20 protein-coding genes are annotated in these 20,397 nt (G+C 72.0%); 10 read left to right on the top strand and 10 right to left on the bottom strand.

Annotation, left to right across the window (positions count from 1 at the left end):
• Positions 1-135: 135 nt before the first annotated feature.
• Complete coding sequence (locus OG453_RS06575) at positions 136-612, bottom strand: nitroreductase family deazaflavin-dependent oxidoreductase (RefSeq protein WP_266865414.1); 477 nt, start codon at positions 610-612, stop codon at positions 136-138.
• Positions 612-1,841, bottom strand: a complete 1,230-nt coding sequence (locus OG453_RS06570) for an acyl-CoA dehydrogenase family protein (protein WP_266865412.1) — start codon at positions 1,839-1,841, stop codon at positions 612-614. Before OG453_RS06570 ends, OG453_RS06575 begins: the two co-directional genes overlap by 1 nt.
• Before the next feature lie 154 nt (positions 1,842-1,995).
• On the opposite strand from OG453_RS06570, the gene OG453_RS06565 reads away from it, so the two are divergent.
• The 4 genes from OG453_RS06565 (at position 1,996) to OG453_RS06550 (ending at position 4,803) form a co-directional block, all read left to right on the top strand.
• The gene (locus tag OG453_RS06565; protein WP_266865410.1) at positions 1,996-3,210 is read left to right on the top strand and encodes an acetyl-CoA acetyltransferase; all 1,215 of its coding nucleotides are present in this window, start codon (positions 1,996-1,998) and stop codon (positions 3,208-3,210) included.
• A gap of 405 nt (positions 3,211-3,615) precedes the next feature.
• Positions 3,616-3,771 carry a hypothetical protein gene (locus OG453_RS06560; protein WP_266865408.1) on the top strand — a complete coding sequence of 52 codons (156 nt, stop codon included), beginning with the start codon at positions 3,616-3,618 and terminating at the stop codon, positions 3,769-3,771.
• Positions 3,762-4,067, top strand: a complete 306-nt coding sequence (locus tag OG453_RS06555; RefSeq protein ID WP_266865407.1) for a hypothetical protein — start codon at positions 3,762-3,764, stop codon at positions 4,065-4,067. The genes OG453_RS06560 and OG453_RS06555 overlap by 10 nt, the downstream gene beginning before the upstream one ends.
• Before the next feature lie 25 nt (positions 4,068-4,092).
• Positions 4,093-4,803 (top strand): pyridoxal 5'-phosphate synthase, encoded by a 711-nt coding sequence (locus tag OG453_RS06550; RefSeq protein WP_266865405.1) that lies wholly within the window; start codon positions 4,093-4,095, stop codon positions 4,801-4,803.
• 336 nt (positions 4,804-5,139) lie between these two features.
• Here the strand turns inward: OG453_RS06550 and OG453_RS06545 are convergent, their stop codons facing one another.
• From OG453_RS06545 to OG453_RS06535, 3 genes are all read right to left on the bottom strand, one after another.
• On the bottom strand, positions 5,140-6,030 hold the full coding sequence (locus OG453_RS06545; RefSeq protein ID WP_266865403.1) for a GNAT family N-acetyltransferase: 891 nt from the start codon (positions 6,028-6,030) through the stop codon (positions 5,140-5,142).
• Positions 6,031-6,257: 227 nt separating this feature from the next.
• A complete protein-coding gene (locus OG453_RS06540; protein ID WP_266865401.1) occupies positions 6,258-6,704 on the bottom strand; it encodes a Zn-ribbon domain-containing OB-fold protein in 447 nt (148 codons plus the stop codon).
• Positions 6,701-7,153, bottom strand: coding sequence for a DoxX family protein (locus tag OG453_RS06535; protein WP_266865399.1), 453 nt, complete (start codon positions 7,151-7,153; stop codon positions 6,701-6,703). The genes OG453_RS06540 and OG453_RS06535 overlap by 4 nt, the downstream gene beginning before the upstream one ends.
• A 225-nt stretch (positions 7,154-7,378) precedes the next feature.
• Here OG453_RS06535 and OG453_RS06530 point away from each other — a divergent pair, with 225 nt between their 5' ends.
• From OG453_RS06530 to OG453_RS06515, 4 genes are all read left to right on the top strand, one after another.
• Positions 7,379-8,557 (top strand): NAD(P)/FAD-dependent oxidoreductase, encoded by a 1,179-nt coding sequence (locus OG453_RS06530; protein WP_266865397.1) that lies wholly within the window; start codon positions 7,379-7,381, stop codon positions 8,555-8,557.
• Positions 8,558-9,013: 456 nt separating this feature from the next.
• On the top strand, positions 9,014-11,239 hold the full coding sequence (locus OG453_RS06525; protein WP_266865395.1) for an acetate--CoA ligase family protein: 2,226 nt from the start codon (positions 9,014-9,016) through the stop codon (positions 11,237-11,239).
• Between the two features lie 97 nt (positions 11,240-11,336).
• Positions 11,337-12,149: an enoyl-CoA hydratase/isomerase family protein gene (locus OG453_RS06520; RefSeq protein WP_266865393.1), complete on the top strand. Its 813-nt coding sequence runs from the start codon at positions 11,337-11,339 to the stop codon at positions 12,147-12,149.
• Positions 12,150-12,203: 54 nt separating this feature from the next.
• On the top strand, positions 12,204-12,650 hold the full coding sequence (locus OG453_RS06515) for an RICIN domain-containing protein (RefSeq protein ID WP_266865391.1): 447 nt from the start codon (positions 12,204-12,206) through the stop codon (positions 12,648-12,650).
• A 49-nt stretch (positions 12,651-12,699) separates the two neighbouring features.
• Here OG453_RS06515 and OG453_RS06510 read toward each other — a convergent pair whose 3' ends face one another.
• Entirely contained in the window at positions 12,700-13,605 is a 906-nt protein-coding gene (locus OG453_RS06510; protein WP_266865389.1) for a hypothetical protein, read from the bottom strand.
• A gap of 80 nt (positions 13,606-13,685) precedes the next feature.
• Here OG453_RS06510 and OG453_RS06505 point away from each other — a divergent pair, with 80 nt between their 5' ends.
• A complete protein-coding gene (locus tag OG453_RS06505; protein ID WP_266865387.1) occupies positions 13,686-14,318 on the top strand; it encodes a flavin reductase family protein in 633 nt (210 codons plus the stop codon).
• Positions 14,319-14,374: 56 nt separating this feature from the next.
• Here OG453_RS06505 and OG453_RS06500 read toward each other — a convergent pair whose 3' ends face one another.
• Positions 14,375-15,691, bottom strand: a complete 1,317-nt coding sequence (locus OG453_RS06500; RefSeq protein ID WP_266865385.1) for an MFS transporter — start codon at positions 15,689-15,691, stop codon at positions 14,375-14,377.
• Positions 15,692-15,762: 71 nt separating this feature from the next.
• Here OG453_RS06500 and OG453_RS06495 point away from each other — a divergent pair, with 71 nt between their 5' ends.
• The gene (locus tag OG453_RS06495) at positions 15,763-16,779 is read left to right on the top strand and encodes a GlxA family transcriptional regulator (protein ID WP_266865383.1); all 1,017 of its coding nucleotides are present in this window, start codon (positions 15,763-15,765) and stop codon (positions 16,777-16,779) included.
• On the opposite strand, the gene OG453_RS06490 is transcribed toward OG453_RS06495, so the two are convergent.
• The 3 genes from OG453_RS06490 to OG453_RS06480 form a co-directional block, all read right to left on the bottom strand.
• Positions 16,702-17,955: an MFS transporter gene (locus OG453_RS06490; RefSeq protein ID WP_266865381.1), complete on the bottom strand. Its 1,254-nt coding sequence runs from the start codon at positions 17,953-17,955 to the stop codon at positions 16,702-16,704. The genes OG453_RS06495 and OG453_RS06490 overlap by 78 nt on opposite strands.
• 169 nt (positions 17,956-18,124) lie before the next feature.
• A complete protein-coding gene (locus OG453_RS06485; RefSeq protein ID WP_266865379.1) occupies positions 18,125-19,174 on the bottom strand; it encodes a Zn-dependent alcohol dehydrogenase in 1,050 nt (349 codons plus the stop codon).
• Positions 19,171-20,385, bottom strand: coding sequence for an acyl-CoA dehydrogenase family protein (locus OG453_RS06480; protein ID WP_266865377.1), 1,215 nt, complete (start codon positions 20,383-20,385; stop codon positions 19,171-19,173). Before OG453_RS06480 ends, OG453_RS06485 begins: the two co-directional genes overlap by 4 nt.
• Between the last annotated feature and the right edge of the window lie 12 nt (positions 20,386-20,397).

Raw genomic sequence — 20,397 nt, 5'->3', positions numbered from 1 at the left:
CGGGGTTCGCGGTTCTCGTCTGCGGGTTCGCTGTGGCTGGTCGCTCCCCCAAGTTCTCGGCTTCGCTCGAACAGGGGGGACCCCCTTCGCGGCGGAGCCGCAAATGACACAGCCTCGCGCCCCTTTGGGGCGGTATCAGCTCCGCCTCTCCAGGCGGAACAGGCGTATCTCCCTTTCCACTCGGGATTGATACGTGGCGTAGGGCGGCCAGAAGGCCAGGACCGCGTCCCACGCCTCCTCCCGTTCCTCATCCCTCAACAGCCTTGCCCGCACCGGGATGTCCTCGCCCTGCCAGCTCATGTCCGCGTCCGGGTTGGCCAGGAGATTGGCCGTCCACGCGGGGTGGCCCGGACGCCCGAAGTTGGACCCGATCAGCACCCAGCCGCCCGTGTCCTTCTCCGGCATGCACGCAAGCGGCGTACGCCTCGGCAGTCCGCTCTTCGCGCCGCGCACCGTCAGGATGACGCCGGGCAGCATCTTCGCGCTGAGCAGGACCTTGCCGCGGGTGAGGCGGTGCACCGTGCGGTCCATCGCCGGGATGAAGTGCGGGGCGATCCTGGCGAACGTGCGCGTCGACGACACCTTCTGGATCAGGCGCAGACCCGGCGGCATCAGACGGCCTCTTCCAGTGCGGCGGCGGCCGGTCCGCCCTCGAAAAGACCCGCCCGTTCCGCCGCCCGCGCCCGCAGCCGGTGCACCGGGCCGAAGAGCAGCTCGTCACTGGACGCCCGCTTGAAGTACAGATGCGCCTCGTGCTCCCACGTGAAGCCGATGCCGCCGTGCAGCTGTACGGCTTCGGACGCGGCGGTCCGCAGCGCGTCGAGGCCCTGGGCGAGCGCGAGCCCGCCGGCCCGTTCGGCGCCCTGTCCGCCGAACCCGGCGGCCTCGGCGCCGGCGGCCCACGCCGCGTAGTAGGCGGCCGAGCGCGCTGCCTGGACCTGCACATACACATCGGCCAGGCGGTGCTTGACCGCCTGGAAGGAACCGATGGCGCGGCCGAACTGCTCGCGCTGCTGCACGTATTCGACGGTCCGCTCCATCACCCGGTCCGCGGCGCCGACGGCCTCCGCGGCGACGACGGTGGCGGCGACGTCACCGACGGCGGCGAGCGCGCCCGGCACGTCCGACTCGTCCGTGCCCAGCAACTCCGCTTCCACGTCGCGCAGTTCGACGCGGGCCTGGGTGCGGGTCTCGTCGAGCGCGGTCTGCCGGGTGCGCACCATGCCGGGCGCCCCGTCGCGTACGAGGAAGAGGAGCGTACGGGAGCGTGCGAAGCCTCCCGCGTGCGCGGCCACGACAAGGAGGCCCGCGCTGTGCCCGTCGAGCACCTGCTCGGCCTGCCCGTACAGCCGCCAATCCCCGTCGGAGAGCCTCGCCTGTACGCCGCCCGCGCGGCCGCCGCCCGACCAGTCGCCGGAGTTGTCTCCGACGAGACCGAGGGCCGTGGCGAGTCCGACGCCGGGGACGGCGAGCGCGGCGGTCAGCTCGCCCGCGGCGATGCGGGGCAGCAGCTCGGCGCGCTGTTCCTCGGTGCCGAGGGAGAGGATCAGCGGGGCGGCGAGGACCGCGGTGGCGAAGAGGGGAGTCGGGGCGAGGGCCCGGCCCAACTCCTCACACCCGAGGGCCAGTTCCGCAGTGGTGCAGCCGACTCCTCCGTACGTCTCCGGGAGGGCGAGGCCGGGCAGACCGAGCTGTTCGGCGAGGGCCGCCCAGAGGGTGGAGTCGTGGCCTGCCGGGGTGCGCACCGCGGCCTTGACCTCGTCGGGGCCGCAGCGTTTGGTGATGACTTCGCGAAGGGTGCGGCGGATCTCGTCCTGCTCCGCACTGAAGGCGGCGTCCATCGGCAGGCTCCTCCCCAGGGCCCGGCGGCCCGGTACCCAGATCTGACGGGCCGTCATGCTAGGACGGCGGCGGCGATATGCACAGAGCGCTGACGTGACGCGATGCGATCCCGACTCTCGGCCCGACTCATTAATCTGATGTACCGTCAGATTCATGGCTGCTGCTACCGCTTCCGCTACCCGCTCCCCCTCGCCCTCCCCCTCGCCCTCCCGCAAGGTCGCCGTCGTAGGTGTCGCCCTCTCGGACTGCGGCCGGGTCGACGAGGCCACGCCCTACGCCCTGCACGCCCAGGCCGCCCGCCGTGCGCTCGCCGACTCCGGGCTCGGCCGCGACGTCATCGACGGCATCGCGTCGGCGGGCCTCGGCACACTGGCACCGGTCGAGGTCGCCGAGTATCTGGGCCTCAAACCCCGCTGGGTGGACTCGACTTCGGTCGGTGGCGCCACCTGGGAGGTGATGGCCGCGCATGCGGCGGAGGCGATAGCGGCGGGACGGGCGAACGCCGTCCTGCTGGTCTACGGATCGACGGCGCGCGCGGACATCAAGGCGAAACGGCGTACGTCGAATCTGTCGTTCGGCGCGCGGGGGCCGCTGCAGTTCGAAGTCCCGTACGGGCACTCGCTGATCGCCAAGTACGCGATGGCCGCGCGCCGCCATATGCACGAGTACGGCACGACGCTGGAGCAGCTCGCGTCGGTGGCCGTGCAGGCGCGGGCGAACGCCGCGACCAACCCGGACGCGATGTTCCGCGAGCCGATCACGGTGGACGAGGTGCTGAGCGGCCCGATGATCGCGGACCCGTTCACCAAGCTGCACTGCTGCATTCGTTCCGACGGCGGCTGCGCGGTGCTGCTGGCCGCCGAGGAGTACGTGGCCGACTGCGCTTCGGCGCCGGTGTGGGTGCTCGGCGCGGGCGAGCACGTGTCGCACACGACGATGTCGGAGTGGGACGACTTCACCGTCTCCCCGGCGGCGGTGAGCGGGCGGCTCGCGTTCGAGCGGGCGGGGGTGCGGCCGGAGGACGTGGACGTGGCGCAGATCTACGACGCCTTTACGTATATGACGCTGGTGACGCTGGAGGATCTGGGCTTCTGCGGGAAGGGGGAGGGCGGGGCGTTCGTGGAGAAGGGCCGCCTGCTGCGGGACGGGGAGCTGCCGACGAACACGGACGGCGGCGGTCTGTCCGCCCAACACCCCGGAATGCGGGGGCTGTTCCTGCTGGTGGAGGCGGTGCGGCAGCTGCGGGGCGAGGCGGGCGAGGGACGCCAGGTGCGGAAGGCGGGGGGCCGCCTGCCGGAGGTGGCGGTGGCTTCGGGGACCGGGGGGTGGTTCTGCTCTTCGGGGACGGTGGTGCTGGGGCGGGGGTGAGGGGGCCTCCTGCCGGCCGGGGGTGCGGTGTGCTCTGCGGGGCTGTTCGTCTTGGGGGCGGGGCTGCGCCGGTATGTCCGTACTCGCCATCTCGGTCCGAGCGTTCTGCTGCTGAGGCTGGGGAGTGCTGCGTACCGTGCTCCGTGCGGAAATACCGACACGTCCCCTCGCGAGCGTTGCGCGCTGACGGTGCGTGGAGGCCGATGTCCCGTCCCTTGCGTACGTCGCGTACTGCGGGTGAGTGGTGTGGTTCCACCGCCTCCCCCACCCACCCCTACGGCAGCCAGACGCCCCGTCGCTGCGGGGCAATCGGGCGGGTGGGCGGGAAAGGCTTGTTCGGTGAGGCGGCGCCGCGGGGCATCGGCGGGCTACTGAGGGCAGCCCTCCGGGCCTACGCTCGGGGAGATGCGGGGGACGCTGCTTGACGGGCGCAATCGGCTGCGCCAACCCATCGGCTCCGGCGGCATGGGCGAGGTCTGGCGCGCCCTCGACGAAGGCCTCGGGCGGGAAGTCGCCGTCAAGGTCTTCGCGCCGCCTGGTGCGACCGGATCATGGACCTGAGCCTCTCCCACCTGCCGGGCGCCCTGGAGAGGTACCAGGCCGCCAAAGCCGTAGCCGAGGCGCTGGAGTCGGTGACGTCGAAGGGGGCGACCACATCGGCGTCCTCATACGACGAGCCGATGGCGGAGCCCCGCGAGCAACTGTGGGGAGCCCTGCAGGAGGTCCGGGTCGAGGGTCTCGACGGGCCCTTCGACCTGCTCGGCAGGCCCGGCGACGCACGAGGGCCGATCTGGATCGAGCGGTACGAGGGTGCGGGCAGGTGGAAGGGCCTGGGTACGACCACCGCCCTCACCTAGATCACGGGTTGACTAGATTCACGGCATGACCGAGATCCCTGAGGCGACGACCGCTGCCCCGACATCCGCCACCGACCCCGAGTCCCAGGGCCGCGCCCTGCTCCGCACCCTGAAGGTGTGGGACACCGAACTGCCCGCCCTCGACCCTGCGGCGGTCCCCGCCGAACCGCTCCCCCTCTTCTGGCAGTGGTTCGTGGAGGTCGCGCAGGCGGGGCAGGTGGAGCCGCACACGATGAGCCTCGCCACGGCGGACGAGACGGGACGTCCCGACGTACGGACGATCATGCTGCACGACGCGGACGCGGCCGGCTGGCACTTCGGCTCGCACGCGGGCAGCGCCAAGGGCCGCCAGCTCGCGGCGCGCCCCGATGCGGCGCTCGGCTTCTACTGGCCCGCGCAGGGGCGCCAGGTCCGGGTGCGCGGCAGGGTCACGGCCGCGGGCCCCGCCGAGAGCCGTGCCGACCTCGCGCGACGCTCGCCGGGGGCGCTGGCGTCGGCGCTGGTCGGCAGGCAGAGCGAAGCACTGCCGTCGTACGAGGATCTGGTCGCCGCGAGCGAGACCGCCTGGCAACGGGCACAGGCGGAACCGGACGCACCGGCACCGAGCTGGACGCTGTATGTGCTCGCCCCAGAGGAGGTCGAGTTCTTCCAGGGCGACGCACGACGCCGGCATGTGCGACTGCGCTACCGGCGTGCGGCGGACGGGAGTTGGGCCCGGGAGCTGCTGTGGCCCTGAGGCAGGAGCGCCAGGCGCCTATGCGATGAGGCCGCAGCGCCAGGCATCTACGCCATGAGACCCGAGCGTCAGACACCCACACCGTGAGACCCGAGCGTCAGGCGCCTACGCCGTGTGGGCCGGACCTGCTCCCGGTCTACCTACGCCATGAGGCCTCAGCGCCAGACGCCCACGCCATGAGACCCGAGCGTGTCAGGCGCCCACGCCGTGCGGCCGGACCAGCTCCCGGTCTACCTACGCCGTGCGCCCGGACCCGCCCCCAGCCCACCCACGCCGTGCGGCCGGACCCGCCTCCGCCCCACCCACGCCGTGAAGTCGGAGCGGCTCTCGGCCCACCTACGCCGTGAAGTCGTACAACGTGAAGTCCCGCACCGGCCGATAGCCGATCCGCTGGTACAGCCCGTTGCTCGTGGGGTTTTCGAGGTCCGTGAAGAGCAGCACCTCGTCCGCCCCGGCGTCCAGCGCGGCCCGGCTCACCGCGACGGTGGCGGCTCCCGCGTAGCCGCGGCCGCGCAGGTCGGCGGGGGTGTAGACGGGCGCGACCCGGACCTGGCCCGCGACCTGGCGGGTGTTGCCCGCCATGGCGACGGGCGTGCCGTCGGGGGTTTCCCACAGGGTGGCGCCTCCGTAGGCGATGCGGGTGTCGGCCCATGCGCCCGCCTCCATCCCCGCGTGCCCGCCGACGGACTCCTCGAACTCCGTGTGCCAGCGCGCCAGGAGCTCCCGGTCCGCGGCGGTGGCGACGCGCGCGCCGCCCTGCGGTGACGGCTCGGGTGGGGTGAGCGTGCCCAGGCGGTACAGCCGCTGCCGGTAGGCGACGGTGGCGACGGCCCCGGTGCGCCGCTGCCAGGCGTCGGCGAACGCGGCCGCGGTGGTCTCCTCGCCGCCGACGCCCGGCAGTTGACGCCCCGCGTCGGCGAGCACCGCGGCGAGCTCGTCGGCGGCGGAGGCGTCGGTGAGCGGGCTCAGGGCGAGGCCGTGCGGCGGTGTCCACACGAAGGCACCGGTCACGGCGCCGTCACTGTCGGCGCCATCACCGTCGGCGAGGACTCCGAAGAGGGGCGCCCCATCCCCGTACGCATTAAGGCCCCGCGTACGCAGCGTCTCGGTGACGCTGAGCAGCGCGGTGTGCAGGGCGGGAGCGGAGTGCAGGAAGTCCCGTGCGCGGGACCGGAATTCATCGAGGTCGGAGGTCAGCTGCCAGCGGGGTTCGGAAGATGAGGCCATGGACGATGATCCATCGCACCGGGTGATGTACGGAAACGATTTCTGGTCCGCGAGCACCCGTCGCCACACAGCGGCGGCCCGACCCCCACGCACCCACAGCGCGCGACGAGACGCGAGGGGACGTGTCGGTATGTCCGCACGGAGCACGGTACGCAGCACTCCCCAGCCGCAGCAGCAAGACGCTCGGACCGAGATGGATAGTACGGACATACCGGCGCGGCCCCGTCCTACAACCGAGGCCCCCCGCCGACCCCCACCCCCCTGAACACCGCCACCGCAAACCCCCCTGCCTCCCGGAAGGCCACCTCAAGCCCCATCCCGATGCGCAGCTCGTCCTCCCCGCAGTCGACGATCTCCGTCATCATGCGCGGGCCCTCGGCGAGGTCGACGACGGCGGCGATGTACGGGACGCGGCCGCCGAAGGGCGGCAGGTCGTTCCGGTGGACGACCGACCAGGTGTAGAGCGTCGCCCGGCCGCTCGCCCGCTCCCAGGTGACGTCCTCGCTCCAGCAGCGGGGGCAGAACTCGCGCGGATAGTGATGCGCCGTGCCGCACCCGCCGCAGCGGCGGATCAGGAGCCGGCCTTCGGCTGCCGCGTCCCAGTAGGGGCGGGTGAAGGCGTCGGGCTCGGGGAGGTCGAAGCGCGGGCCGGTGCCCGCGGGAGCGGTGCTCACAGGAACAGTCCCATCGCGTTGTCGAGCGACCACGACTGCCAGGACATGGCGAAGAGGGCGACGAGCGAGATCAGCGCCATCATCGCGTTCTGCCCCTGCTCGGCCCAGTCGTGGATCATGAGGAGGAGATAGAGGAGGTTGAGCAGCAGACCGCCGATCAGGGCGATCGGGCTGAGGAAGCCGGCGATCAGGCCGAGACCCAGGGCGAGTTCGGCGTAGACGACGACGTACGCCATGGTCTTGGGGCGCGGCGCGATCACCGTGTCGAAGCCGCTGCGGACCGCGTTCCACTTGTGCTTGGCGGCCACGTCGGCCGCCCAGGCGATGCCCGTGCCGCGCTCGAACCAGCCCTTCTTGTCCTTGTGCCGCCAGCTCTCCAGCCACCACAGGCCGAGGCCTATGCGGAGCACGGCGAGCCATTCGGCGCCGGTGAGCCAGATCGTGTCCATGCCGTGGCCTCTCCCGCTTACTCGGCTTTCGGGTGCTTTCGGGTACGCGTTTCTGACGGTACGTCAGTTCAGCGCATGGGCGGCGACCGCGCAAGAGGCGTACGCGGGAAGGGAGTCGACCGAGGCGCGGACATACCGCACACCGCGTACACGTGTGATCAATTCGCAACCGGTTTGGGGCTTGACCGTCCCCCATCAAGTGACCACGTGATTACGCTCAGGTCCATGGCCGACACCACTCCCCCACAAGCGCCACAGCAAGACCGTCCCGTGTACGTCATCGGCGGCGGACCCGGCGGGCTCTCGGTGGCTGCCGCCTTGCGCGCACGCGGCGTACGCGCGGTCGTGCTCGAGCGGTCCGACCGCGTCGGCGCCTCCTGGCGCGGGCACTACGACCGCCTCCGCCTGCACACGACACGACGCCTCTCCGCGCTGCCGGGGCTCCCGATACCGCGCACCTTCGGACGCTGGGTGTCACGTGACAATGTGCTCCGCTACCTGGAGAAATACGCCGAGTTCCACCAGCTGGAGACCGTCACCGGCGTCGAGGTCTCCCGCCTCGAACCGGCCCCCGACGGCAACGGCTGGCTGCTGCACGCCACCGGCGGCCGGCAGCTGACCGGCAGCGCGGTGGTGGTCGCCACCGGCTACAACCACACGCCCCACCTGCCCGACTGGCCCGGCCGCGACGCGTACGCGGGTGAACTCCTGCACGCGAGCGCCTACCGCAACGCCGGCCCCTACGAAGGCAAGGACGTCCTGGTCGTCGGCGTCGGCAACACCGGCGCCGAGATCGCCGTCGACCTCGCCGACGGCGGCGCGTCCCGCGTACGGCTCGCGGTGCGCACCGCGCCGCACATCGTGCGCCGCTCCACGGCCGGCTGGCCCGCGCAGCTCTCCGGAATCCTGTGCCGCAGGCTCCCGGTGTCCCTGGTGGACCGCATCGCGCGCCCGCTCGCCAAGGTGAGCGTTCCCGACCTGGCCGAGCAGGGGCTGCCGCGCCCGGACACGGGCCTGTACTCGCGGGTCGCCGAGGGGGCGATCCCCGTACAGGACGTGGGTCTGATCGACGCCGTGCGCAAGGGGCGGGTCGAACCGGTCGCGGCCGTCGAGTCCTTCGAGGACGGCAAGATCGCCCTCGCGGACGGCACCCGTATCGGCCCCGAGGTCGTCATCGCGGCGACGGGCTACCGGCGCGGCCTCGAGCCGCTCGTCGGCGACCTCGGCGTACTCGACGAGCGGGGTGCACCGGTCGTCCAGGGGTCACGGACGCCACGGACGGCACCGGGCCTCTACTTCACCGGCTTCACGAACCCGATCAGCGGAATGCTGCGCGAACTGGCCCTGGACGCCGAGAAGATCGCGAAGGCGGTGGCGAGGACACAGGGCGCGAGGCGCAGGTAGCCGAAGCGCGGCCGAGCCCCGAAGGAGCGCCCCTTCGGGGCGCCCCAAAGGGGCGCGGGACGCGGGGCGCGGGACGCGGGGCGCAGCCACCTGAGCAATACAACCGAAGCCGGGGTCCGGGCCCCGAAGGGGCGCGGGGAACTGCGCGACCAGCCACGACGGCGCAGGAGTCGACACACACCCCGCCCACGACGGCGCACAGTCGACAAACACCCGCCCCCAACGGCCCCGCAGTGGGCCAACGCCCCCCGGCCACCGGGGTATGGCACCCCCGGTGGCCGATACAACCCCCCTCCCGACGCCCAGCCCCCGGCAGGGGGTAGCGCCCCCGGGTCAACGGGTACAGCTCAAGGGACGCCCCATACTTTGCATGCAGCACTGTTCCTGACGCAGCGTCAGTTCAGTAATCTGACTGAGCGTCAGTTGAGTTGCTGTCACACAGGAGCGGGCGGACCGATGCTTGGATCGACTTACGGCACCTTCACCACCGACCCCCGCCGCGCGCGTGTTGTGGCCTGCGGCGAAGCCCCGGCACCCAGCGTCCACGGCCAGGCCGCCACGGCGGACGACCTGGACGTCAGCGGACGCCCACTGCACGCCGAAGTACCGGACCTCGACAAGTTCTTCCGCCCCGAGTCCGTCGCCGTCATCGGCGCGTCGGACGCCGAAGGACGGCCCAACACCGGCATCACGCGCCAGCTCATCGCCTGGGCCGAGCGCGGCGGCGCCCGGCTGCATCCGGTGCACCCCACCCGTCAGTCCGTCTTCGGCATACGCTGCTTCCCTTCCGTCGCGGACCTGCCGGAACAGGTCGATCTGGCCGTACTCCTCGTCAGCGATCCGCTGCCCGTGATCGAGGAACTCGCCGAGTCCAAGGTCAAGTTCGCCGTCGCCTTCGCCTCCGGGTTCGCCGAGACCGGCGAGGAGGGCGCGGCCGCCCAGGCCCGCCTCGCCGCCGCCGTCGAACGCTCGGGCCTTCGGCTGCTCGGGCCGAACACCAACCTCAACGCCTTCGAGCGGTTCCGCGACGATCTGGACGGCCCCGCGATCGCCCTGATCACCCAGTCCGGCCACCAGGGCCGGCCCGTCTTCACCCTGCAGGAGATCGGCATACGCCTCTCCCACTGGGCACCCACCGGCAACGAAGCCGACCTGGAGACCGCCGACTTCATCTCCTACTTCGCCGAACAGCCCGAGGTCGGGGCCATCGCCTGTTACGTCGAAGGCCTCAAGGACGGCCGCTCCTTCCTGCTCGCCGCCGACCGGGCGGCCCGGCACGGCGTACCCGTCGTCGCCGTCAAGGTCGGCCGCACCGAGACCGGCGCCAGGATGGCCGCCTCACACACCGGCAAGCTCACCGGCGCCGACGCGGTCGTCGACGCGGCGATGCGGCAGTACGGCGTGATCCGCGTGGACGGACTCGACGAACTCCAGGACACCTCCGCCCTGTTGGCCCGCGCGCGGGCACCGCAGGCCGACGGCGTCGTCGTCTATTCGATCTCGGGCGGCACGGGCGCGCACTTCTCTGACCTGGCGACCGAGGCGGGGCTGCGGCTCCCCACCCTCTCCGGCGCCAAGCAGACGGAGCTGCACCAGTGGATACCGGACTATCTGAACGTCGCCAACCCCGTCGACAACGGCGGGCATCCGGTCGGCGACTGGCGCGGCCGGAAGATCATCGACGCGATCCTGGACGACCCGGAGGTGGGGGTGCTCATCTGCCCCATCACCGGCCCCTTTCCGCCCATGAGCGACAAGCTCGCCCAGGACCTGGTGGACGCGGCGGAACAGACGGACAAGCTGGTGTGCGTGGTGTGGGGCTCGCCCGTCGGCACCGAGGAGGCCTACCGCACGACGCTCCTCGGCTCCTCGCGCGTCGCCACCTTCCGCACCTTCGCCAACTGCATCACGGCGGTGCGCGCCTATCTCGACCACCACCGCTTCACGGCCGGCTACCGCTCCCCCTTCGCCGACGCGCCCCGCACCGCGTCGCCGTCCTTCCGCAAGGCCCAGGCCCTGATGCGGCCGGGCCAGCAGCTGAGCGAGCACGCGGCGAAGCAGCTGCTGCGCGCGTACGGGATTCGCGTACCGCGTGAGCAGTTGGTGACCAGCGCGGCGGCGGCCGTGCGGGCGGCGGGGCTCGTCGGCTACCCGGTCGTGATGAAAGCCTCTGGCGCGCGGCTCGCCCACAAAAGCGAACTCGGCCTGGTGAAGGTCGGGCTGACCTCGGCCAGCCAGGTGCGGGACGCCTATCGGGAGCTGACCGACATCGCGCGCTACGAGGGGATCGCCCTTGACGGCGTACTGGTCTGCCAGATGGTGGAGCGGGGCGTCGAGATGGTGGTCGGCGTCACCCAGGACGAGCTGTTCGGGCCGACCGTGACGGTGGGTCTTGGCGGGGTCCTTGTCGAAGTCCTGCGGGACGTGGCCGTGCGGGTCCCGCCCTTTGGGGAGGCCCAAGCCTCCGCGATGCTTTCCGAGTTGCGGGGGCGGGCCTTGCTGGACGGGGTTCGAGGGGCGCCGCCCGCTGACGTCGACGCGCTCGTCGAAGTCGTGCTGCGGGTTCAGCGGATGGCGCTTGAACTGGGCGATGAGATTGCCGAGTTGGACATCAATCCGCTGATGGTTCTGCCCCGGGGGCAGGGGGCCGTCGCTCTTGACGCCTTGGCCGTCTGCCGGTGAGTGGGGCGCTTTCGAAGCGCCGCTTCGCGGCGAATTCTTCCCGCCCACCCATCCGAATACCCCGCAGCGCCCCATCAACGAACGGAACCGCTTCCCCATGACTTCCTCCCCCGAAATCTCCCTCGACTCATTGGTACTCCACGCCACTGACAACGGCGTCTCGTGGATCACCCTCAACCGGCCCGAAGCCATGAACGCCGTCACCTGGGACCAGCGCGAACGCGTCATCTCGCTGCTCGCCGACGCCTCCGCCGACCCCGCCGTCCGCGCCGTCGTGCTCACCGCCACCGGCAAGGGTTTCTGCGCCGGGGCCGATCTGCGGGGTGCGCCGAGCGGTGGCGAGCGGGTTCCCGGAGATGTGGCCCGCACCATCAGGCTCGGCGCCCAGCGGCTCATCGCGGCCGTCCTCGACTGCGAGAAGCCGGTGATCGCCGCGGTCAACGGCACCGCGGCCGGGATCGGCGCGCATCTCGCGTTCGCCTGCGACCTGGTCATCGCCGCCGAACCGGCCAGGTTCATCGAGGTGTTCGTGCGGCGCGGGCTCGTGCCGGACGGCGGCGGCGCCTATCTGCTGCCTCGGCTCGTGGGGCCGCAGCGGGCGAAGGAGCTGATGTTCTTTGGGGACGCGCTGCCCGCCGCGGACGCCGAACGGCTCGGCCTCGTCAATCGTGTCGTACCGGCGGACGAGCTGGAGAAGACGGCCCGCGCCTGGGCCGAACGCCTCGCCACAGGGCCGACCCGAGCCATCGCCATGACCAAGCAGCTGGTCAACGCCGCCCTCGAATCCGACCGCGCGACCGCCTTCGCCGCGGAGGCCGCCGCGCAGGAGATCAACATGACGACGGCGGACGCCAACGAGGGCGTGGCCAGTTTCGTCGAACGGCGCACCCCGTCGTACGAGGGGCGTTGACGCCCGCGCGCAGCCTCCTATGTTGAGGGCAGAAGACCCGACCTAGGAGGGCACATGGCCGGAAGCCCGCCCGACGGCGTCTATCTCGTCAGGAACGACGCCAGCGGTCTCTACATGGAGCTCGCCGACGCCAACCTCGGCCCGAACGTGCCGATCGTCGGCGCCATCGCCAGCAAGCTGGCCGGCCAGCAGTGGGAGGTCACCGCCTTCCACGACGACGACCCGACCGAGGCGGGCGACGACAACGCGTACACGATCAAGAGCAAGGTCGGCGACGTCTACGTAGGAGAGCGCGCCTCCCGGCGCATCCCGCCGCGGCTCGGCTCCCGCGCCACTCCGACGGCGTGGATCATCGAGTACGTCGACGAGGGCACCGTCCGCGTCCGCAGTCCGCGCTCAGGGGATGTCTTCGACCTCTCGGGCGGCGACGACGGGCCAGAAATCCTGCTGGTCGAATGGAACGGGCGGGCCACACAGCGCTGGATCCTCGAAGCGGTGTAACTCTCTCCCCCCCAGCCCCTTGACCAGTCATTCCTCGAACCTCGAACAGTCAGTCCTTGACCAGGATCTCGACCTCGGGCGCGTCCACATCGCCGAGCACCACGAACAGCTCCGGGTCGTCCTCCGTCCCGCCGATCGTCCAGGTCTCCCTGCCGTCGCAGCCGTCCGTCTCGATGGCGACCACGGGCCGCCGGGCGTCCACGTCGACGTCGATCGTCCAGGTGCCGGTGGTCTCGCAGTCGACCGTGTCGCCTGTAGTGGCGTCCTCGTACGGATTCGGGGCGAGGTCCACCCTCCCGTCCGCCCGCAGCCGCAGGACCGCCTTGCCGCCGTCCTCGTGGCGCCACACCCCGGCGACCTGCTCGACGCCGAGCTGCGGCGGCTCGTACTCCCTGATGACGCCCGTGACGGTGGCCACGAAGGACGCCCCCACGAGCGCCACGCACAGTCCCACCGAGGCCAGGCCCGACCGGAACCAGATCCTGCGCCGCGGCGCCCGTGCGAGCCCGCGCCCCGGACGCCCTTCCCAGTATGCGACGGCCAGCGCGGGCAGCACACCGCTCGCCGCCGCCCACAGCGTGACCCCGGCGAACGGGCCGCCGAAGGCGGCGAAGAGGATCCCCCACCCCGCGCCCGGCACCAGCTGGCCGGCCAGGGTCCAGGCCCACTCCGGGCCGCGCCGCACCCTGCGGGCAACCGCACGCCCCAGCGCGAGGCCCGGAACGGTCTGCACGCACGCGTGCACCAGGCCGAGGACCGGGAGGAGCAGCGGCAGGAGGAGGGCGACGCAGACGAGACCGAAGGCCCCGCCGTAGCCCGCCGTCCCGTAGGAGTCGTCGTCCAGGGACAGCACGAAGGCGACCACAGCGGCCACCGGAAGCTGCGCGGCGCCCGCCGCGGCGGCGGCCGTCACATGCTCGTTGTCCCAGGCGTCCCGCACGTTCCCCCACGTCATGGGGGTGAAGATACGCCGCCCCCGACGGCGCTCAGGCAGTGCCCTCCGCACCCTTCCCATCTGACGGCCCGTCAGCTTCAATGGCTGATGTGATGGGACACGCTGGGATGGCGGCCACCGCCGTCCGATACCTCAGGTCGGTCGGGGCATCGACCACCACCGGGCCGGTCGAGGCCCTGCCGCGCCCGCAGCTGCGGGCCGTCGGCGACGACGAGCGGGCTCCGCTCGATCCGGGCGAATTCCGGCGCGTGCTGGGGAACTTCGCCACCGGCGTGACCGTTGTCACGGCACCGGCATCGGAAGGCGAACCGGGCCCGGCCGGATTCGCCTGCCAGTCCTTCTCCTCGCTCTCCCTCGCCCCGCCGCTCGTCTCGTTCATGGTCGCGCGTACGTCGACGACGTGGCCCCGCATCGCCCGCGCGGGCGTCTTCTGCGTGAACGTCCTGGGCGCCGACCAGGGCGAGTTGTGCCGCGGCTTCGCGGTCAGCGGCGCCGACAAGTTCGCGGGAGTGGAGCACGAGGCGGCGCCGGTCACCGGCTCGCCCCGGCTGACCGGCGCACCGGCCTGGATCGACTGCACCATCCAGGCCGTGCACACCGGCGGCGACCACCTGATCGTGGTCGGCAAGGTGGAGGCGCTCGGGGCCGCCGACGAGGACGAGGCGGATCCGCTGCTCTTCCACCGGGGCAGGTTCGGCCGCTTCGCTACGTGAGAGCGGGCCGGATCGCCCCGTGAGAGCAGGACGGATCGCCACCCCCTCCGTGAGACCTATGTGAGAGCGGGCCGCACCCCCGCGCCCTCGCCCCGCCGCCGGATCACCAGCGCCATCAGCGCGGCCGCCGCGCACAGCGCGCCCGATGCGTACCAGACCACGTTGTACGACCCGAAGGTGTCCCGCGCGACACCGCCCGCGAAGGCCACCACCGCGGCGCCCAACTGGTGCGATGCGAGCACCCACCCGAAGACGATCGCGCTGTCGTCGCCGTACTGCTCGCGGCAGAGCGCCAGGGTCGGCGGCACCGTCGCCACCCAGTCGAGGCCGTAGAAGACGATGAAGAAGATCATCGGGGGCTGCACGGACGGCGAGACCAGCAGCAGCGGCAGGAAGAGCAACGAGACGCCGCGCAGCGCGTAGTACACGGCCAGCAGGCGCCGCGCGTCGAACCGGTCGGTGAACCAGCCGGAGGCGATCGTCCCGATCACGTCGAAGACACCGATGACGGCGAGCAGCGACGCGGCGGCCGTGACCGGCATGCCGTGGTCGTGCGCGGCGGGCACGAAGTGCGTCTGGATCAGGCCGTTCGTCGAGGCGCCGCAGATCGCGAAGGAACCGGCAAGCAGCCAGAACGGGCCGGTGCGTGCCGCCTCGAAGAGCACCGTGACCGCGCGCCGCGCGGCGCCCGTGACCGGTGGCGGCTTCTCCACGAACTCCTCGGAGCCATAGGGCTTCAGGCCCACGTCGGCCGGGTGGTCACGAAGGAGCAGCCAGACGAAGGGGACCACCGCGAGGGCGGCGAGCGACACCGTCACCGCGGCAGGACGCCAGTCGTGCCGGTCGACGATCCAGGAGAGCAGCGGCAGGAAGATCAGCTGGCCGGAGGCGGACGCGGCCGTGAGGATGCCGGTGACCAGGCCCTTGCGCGTGGTGAACCACCGGTTGGTGACGGTCGCGGCGAAGGCCAGCGCCATCGAACCGGACCCGAGGCCCACGAGCAGCCCCCAGCACAGCAGCAGCTGCCAGGCGGAGTCCATCCAGAAAGTCAGGCCGGACCCGAGCGCGATCACGACGAGTGCGACGGCGACGACCTTGCGGATGCCGAACCGGTCCATCAGCGCGGCGGCGAACGGCGCGGTGAGCCCGTACAGCGCGAGATTGATGGAGACGGCGAGCCCGATCGTGCCGCGCGACCACTGGAACTCCTGGTGCAGCGGGTCGATGAGCAGCCCCGGCAGCGACCGGAAGGCCGCGGCGCCGATGATCGTCACGAAGGTGACGGCGGCGACGAACCACGCGCGGTGGATGCGGCGGGGCCGCGGAGCCTTCGAGGTCGGCCCGGTCGTCTCGTTCAGGTCTGTCTGTGTCACGCCCATCAGCATCGGGCCGCCGTCGATCACGATCGAGTGGCCCGAGGGACAGCCTTCGCTAGAATCGGGCCATGGCCCCAGCGACCGGCTCCACCAGTGGCACGCCCCGGCACCGCGTCGTCGTCCTGGCCCTGGACGGCGTGATCCCCTTCGAACTGGGCATTCCGCAACGGATCTTCGGGCGTACGAGAGACAGCGAGGGCGAGCGCCTGTACGAGGTGATCACCGCCTCGATCCGCCCGCCGGGCCCGGTCCGCACCGACGCGGACTTCGCCATCCTCGTCGAGAACGGCCCCGAGGCCCTCGCCACCGCCGACACCGTCGTGGTCCCGGCGTCGTACGAACTGGGTCCCGTCTACGAAGAGGGCCGCCTGACCGGCGAACTCGCCGCCGCCCTCGCCCACATCAGGCCCGGCACCCGCCTGGTCGCCATCTGCACGGGCGGCTACGTCCTCGCGGCGGCGGGCTACCTCGACGGCCGCAGGGCCACCACGCACTGGTCGTCGGCCGAGCACTTCCAGCGGCTCTTCCCCAAGATCACCGTGGACGCCGACGTCCTGTTCATCGACGACGGCGACGTGCTCACTTCGGCGGGCGTGGCGGCGGGTCTCGACCTCTGCCTCCATGTCGTACGCGGCGACCACGGCTCGGCGGTGGCCAACGAGGTGGCGCGCCGCACGGTGGTGCCGCCGCACCGGGACGGCGGCCAGGCACAGTACATCCAACGCCCCGTCCCCGAGCCCCAGTTGGCGACCACCACCACGGCCCGCGGCTGGGTGCTCGGCCATCTGCACGAACCGATCCAGCTGCGCGACATGGCCGACCAGGAGTCGATGTCCGTACGCACCTTCACGCGCCGCTTCCGCGAGGAGGTGGGCATCAGCCCCGGCCAGTGGCTGACCCAGCAACGCGTGGAGCGGGCGCGGCACCTGCTGGAGTCCAGCGATCTGTCGGTCGACCAGGTGGCCCGGGAGGCGGGCTTCGGAACGCCCCAGTCGATGCGGCAGCACCTACAGGCGGCTCTCGGTGTCACCCCCACCGCGTACCGGCGCACGTTCCGGACCGTCGTCCGCGTCGCCGGACGGTGACGGTTTGCCCCCGCCGGACGGTGCCGGCTTGACCTCGCCGAGCACGCCCACCACCGTCAGTACGAGGGTGAGGCCGACCCCGGCGAGGATGGCGGTCGACGGTGCGACGACCGTGAGCAGGCCGCCCGCGAGGGAGCCGCTGGCCGCGTAACCGGCGCCTACAGCCGCGTACATGACCGAGTAGCCGGCGGCGAGCGCGCTCGGCGGCAGGACCTCGCGCAGGGTCAGATTCCGGGTCAGCATCGCGCCGGCCTGCAGCAGTCCCGCGACGGCGAGGCCCGCGGCGATCAGTCCGGTGCTCGGCATCAGCGCGACGACGGCGACGACTCCGGAGACCGCGAACATCAGCACCATGCTCTGCGTGCGCAGCCGCCCCGGCCAGCTGCGCAGCCCGTACACCACCGAGCCGACGGCCGACCCGATCGCGAGCCCGGCGAGCAGGGGGCCCGCCCAGCCGACCTCGATGCCGCGCTGCTCAAGCAGTGCGGGGAGCACCAGTTCGGCGAGGGCGAGGAGCGAGAGGCTGGCGGCACCCGTCACATACACGGGCCAGGCCCGGATCATGATCCGGACCATCGACTCGCCGCCCCGGTCGTTCTCGTCCGACCGCCAGCCGGCCGGCAGCATCCACAGGCCGGGCACGGAGGAGGCCATGAGTACGGCGGCGAGCACCAGCGGCAGCTGCGGCGCGACGCCGAGCGCGAGGCCCGTGACGGCGGCGGGCGAGACGGCCCACACGCTGAACGTGAGCACCGACTCGGCGGACAGCGCCTGGGCGGCGGCGTGTTCGGGCACGAGGCTGGTGAGCAGGGCGCGCAGGCCGCCGGGGGCGGCGGCGGGGGCTGCGCCCGCCAGGAAGGCGGCCGCGCCGAGCACCACGGGGTGGGTGTGGGGGAACGCCCCCAGCGCCCCGAAGCCGAGGGCGCCGACGGCCAGCCCCGCCGCGAGCTGGGGCCTGGCCCGCTCGGCCCGCATCCGCATCCCGAGCAGCGGTGCACCGGCGATCTCGCCCACGACGTACGCCGCCGCGAGCACCGCCCCCAGGGTGTAGCCGCCGGGGCGCTCCCGCACCAGGAAAACCAGGGCGAGCGGCGCCATGGCCACGGGCATCCTCGCCCCCACGGCCACGACGCCCCACGCGGCTACGGGCCGGGTCGCCACATCGCGATAACTCATCCCCCGAAGCTAGGCTCCCACCGGGGTGAGCCGCCCCTGAATTACCCGGGGTGATCGGGTGGGTGGGCGGGGAAAATCCGCCGTGAAGCGGCGGGACAGAACGGCCCCACAGGACCAGCGGCCACAAACCCGCCAAGGCCACCCAGCCCAAGGCCCCCGGCCAGCCCCCTCAGAACGTCAAGACCCCCCTGGCCACCCGCCCCGCCTCCGCATCCCCCGCCGCCTTCGCGAAGTCCTCCACGGGGTACGTCGCCGTCACCAGCTCGTCCAGCAGCAGCCGCCCCTCCCCGTACAGCTCCGCGTACAGCGCGAAGTCCCGCTGCGGGCGCGCCGAGCCATAGCGGCAGCCCAGGATCGACTTGTCCAGGAACAGGGACGAGACGGTGAAGGACGCCTCCGCCGTGGCCGCCGGCACGCCCAGCAGCACCGCCTGCCCATGCCGGTCCAGCAGATCAATGGCCGCCCGGATCAACTCCACCCGGCCCACGCACTCAAAGGCGTGATCGGCACCGTTCGGCAGGATCGACTTCACCCCCTCCACGGACTCCAGGAAGTGCGTCGCCCCGAACTGCCGGGCCACCGCCTCCTTCCCCGGGTTCGAGTCCACCGCGACGATCTTCGTGGCCCCCGCGATCCGCGCCCCCTGCAGCACATTGAGCCCGATGCCGCCCGTCCCGATGACGACCACGCTGTCCCCGCGGTCCACCTTCGCGCGGTTCAGCGCGGCGCCGACCCCGGTCACCACCCCGCACCCGATCAACGCGGCGGACGTCAGCGGAATGCTCTCCGGGATCTTCACCGCCTGCACGGCCTTGACGAGCGTCCGTTCCGCGAACGCGGAGTTCGCCGCGAACTGGTACAGCGGCTCACCGCCCCGCGAGAACGGCCGGTCAGGCATCCCGATCGCCTTGCGGCACATGGTCGGCCGCCCCCGGTTGCACTCGGCGCAGGCGCCACAGCTCGCGATGGTCGAGAGCGCGACGTGATCTCCGGCGGCGACATGCGTCACCCCCGCGCCCACGGCCTCCACCACTCCCGCGCCCTCGTGCCCGAGCACCACAGGCACCGGGAACGGAATCGTCCCGTCGATCACCGACAGATCGCTGTGGCAGAGCCCCGCCGCCGCGACGGCGACCAGCACCTCCCCCGGCCCCGGATCACGTATCTCCAGGTCATCGACGACGTCGACCTTGCGCCCGTCGAAAACGACACCCCTCATCGAGCCTCCCTCGGCAGACCGAGCACCCGCTCGGCGATGATGTTCCGCTGAATCTCGTCCGAGCCGCCGTAGATCGTGTCGGCCCGCGTGAAGAGGAAGAGCCGCTGCAGAGCGTCGAGTTCGTACGGGGACTCCTCGCTCCAGTCCGCAGGACCCGCTGCCGCGGCAGCCCCCCGCACCCCCATCGCCAGCTCCCCGAGCCGCTGATGCCACCGGCCCCACAGCAACTTGGCCACGCTCGGCGCCCCCACTCCACCGCTCGAACTCCCCAACGTACGCAGCGCGTTCCACCGCATGACCCGCAGCTCGGCCCACTGCCGCACCAGCCGGTCCCGCAGCACGGGATCGGACACAGCGGCCCCCGAATCAAGAGCGCACCGCACGACCCCTGCCAACTCCTCCGCAAATCCGATCTGTTGGACCAGTGTCGACACGCCCCGCTCGAACCCGAGCAGCCCCATGGCCACGCGCCACCCGTTGCCGGCGCCGCCCACAACATGCGAGGCACTGGCGACCGCCCCGTCGAAGAACACCTCGTTGAACTCGCTGGTCCCGGTCAACTGCCGGATGGGCCGCACCTCGATCCGCCCCGGCTGGTCCATCGGCACCAGCAGGAACGAGAGCCCCGCGTGCCCTCGAGACCCGGCCTCGGTCCGAGCCAGCACAAAACACCAGTCGGCCTCATGCGCGAGCGAGGTCCAGATCTTCTGCCCGGTCACCCGATACGACCCCGACCCGGCATCCAGCACCGCGCTGGTCCGCACCCCCGCCAGATCGGACCCCGCACCGGGCTCGCTGTACCCCTGGCACCACAGGGCTTCCCCGCGCGCGATGCCCGGCAGGAACTCGTCCCGCTGCTCCTGCGTGCCGTGCGCGAGGAGCGTCGGCGCGAGCAGGTTCTCGCCGATGTGCCCGTACCGTCCGGGCGCCCGCACGCGCGCGTACTCCTCGGCCCAGACGACCTGCTGGGTCAGCGTCGCCCGCCGATTCCCGTACGCGACCGAGCCCGAGTCCGAATCCCACCCGAGCCCGATCCAACCGCCGCGCCCCAACTCCCGTTCCCAGGCACGCCGTTCAGCCCCACCCTCGTGCTCACTCCCCGGCCCGCCCCGCCCGACCGCACCGGCGAAGTCGCCGACGAGACGCCCGGCGAGCCATGCCCGCGCCTCGGCCCGGAACTCCTCGTCCTCGACGCCGAACCCGAAGTCCACGCCCCCGGCCCG

Source organism: Streptomyces sp. NBC_01381 (genome assembly GCF_026340305.1).
GTDB lineage: Bacteria > Actinomycetota > Actinomycetes > Streptomycetales > Streptomycetaceae > Streptomyces.
Note: the sequence above shows the minus strand (reverse complement) of the source record. Positions and strands in the feature narration are given on the sequence as shown.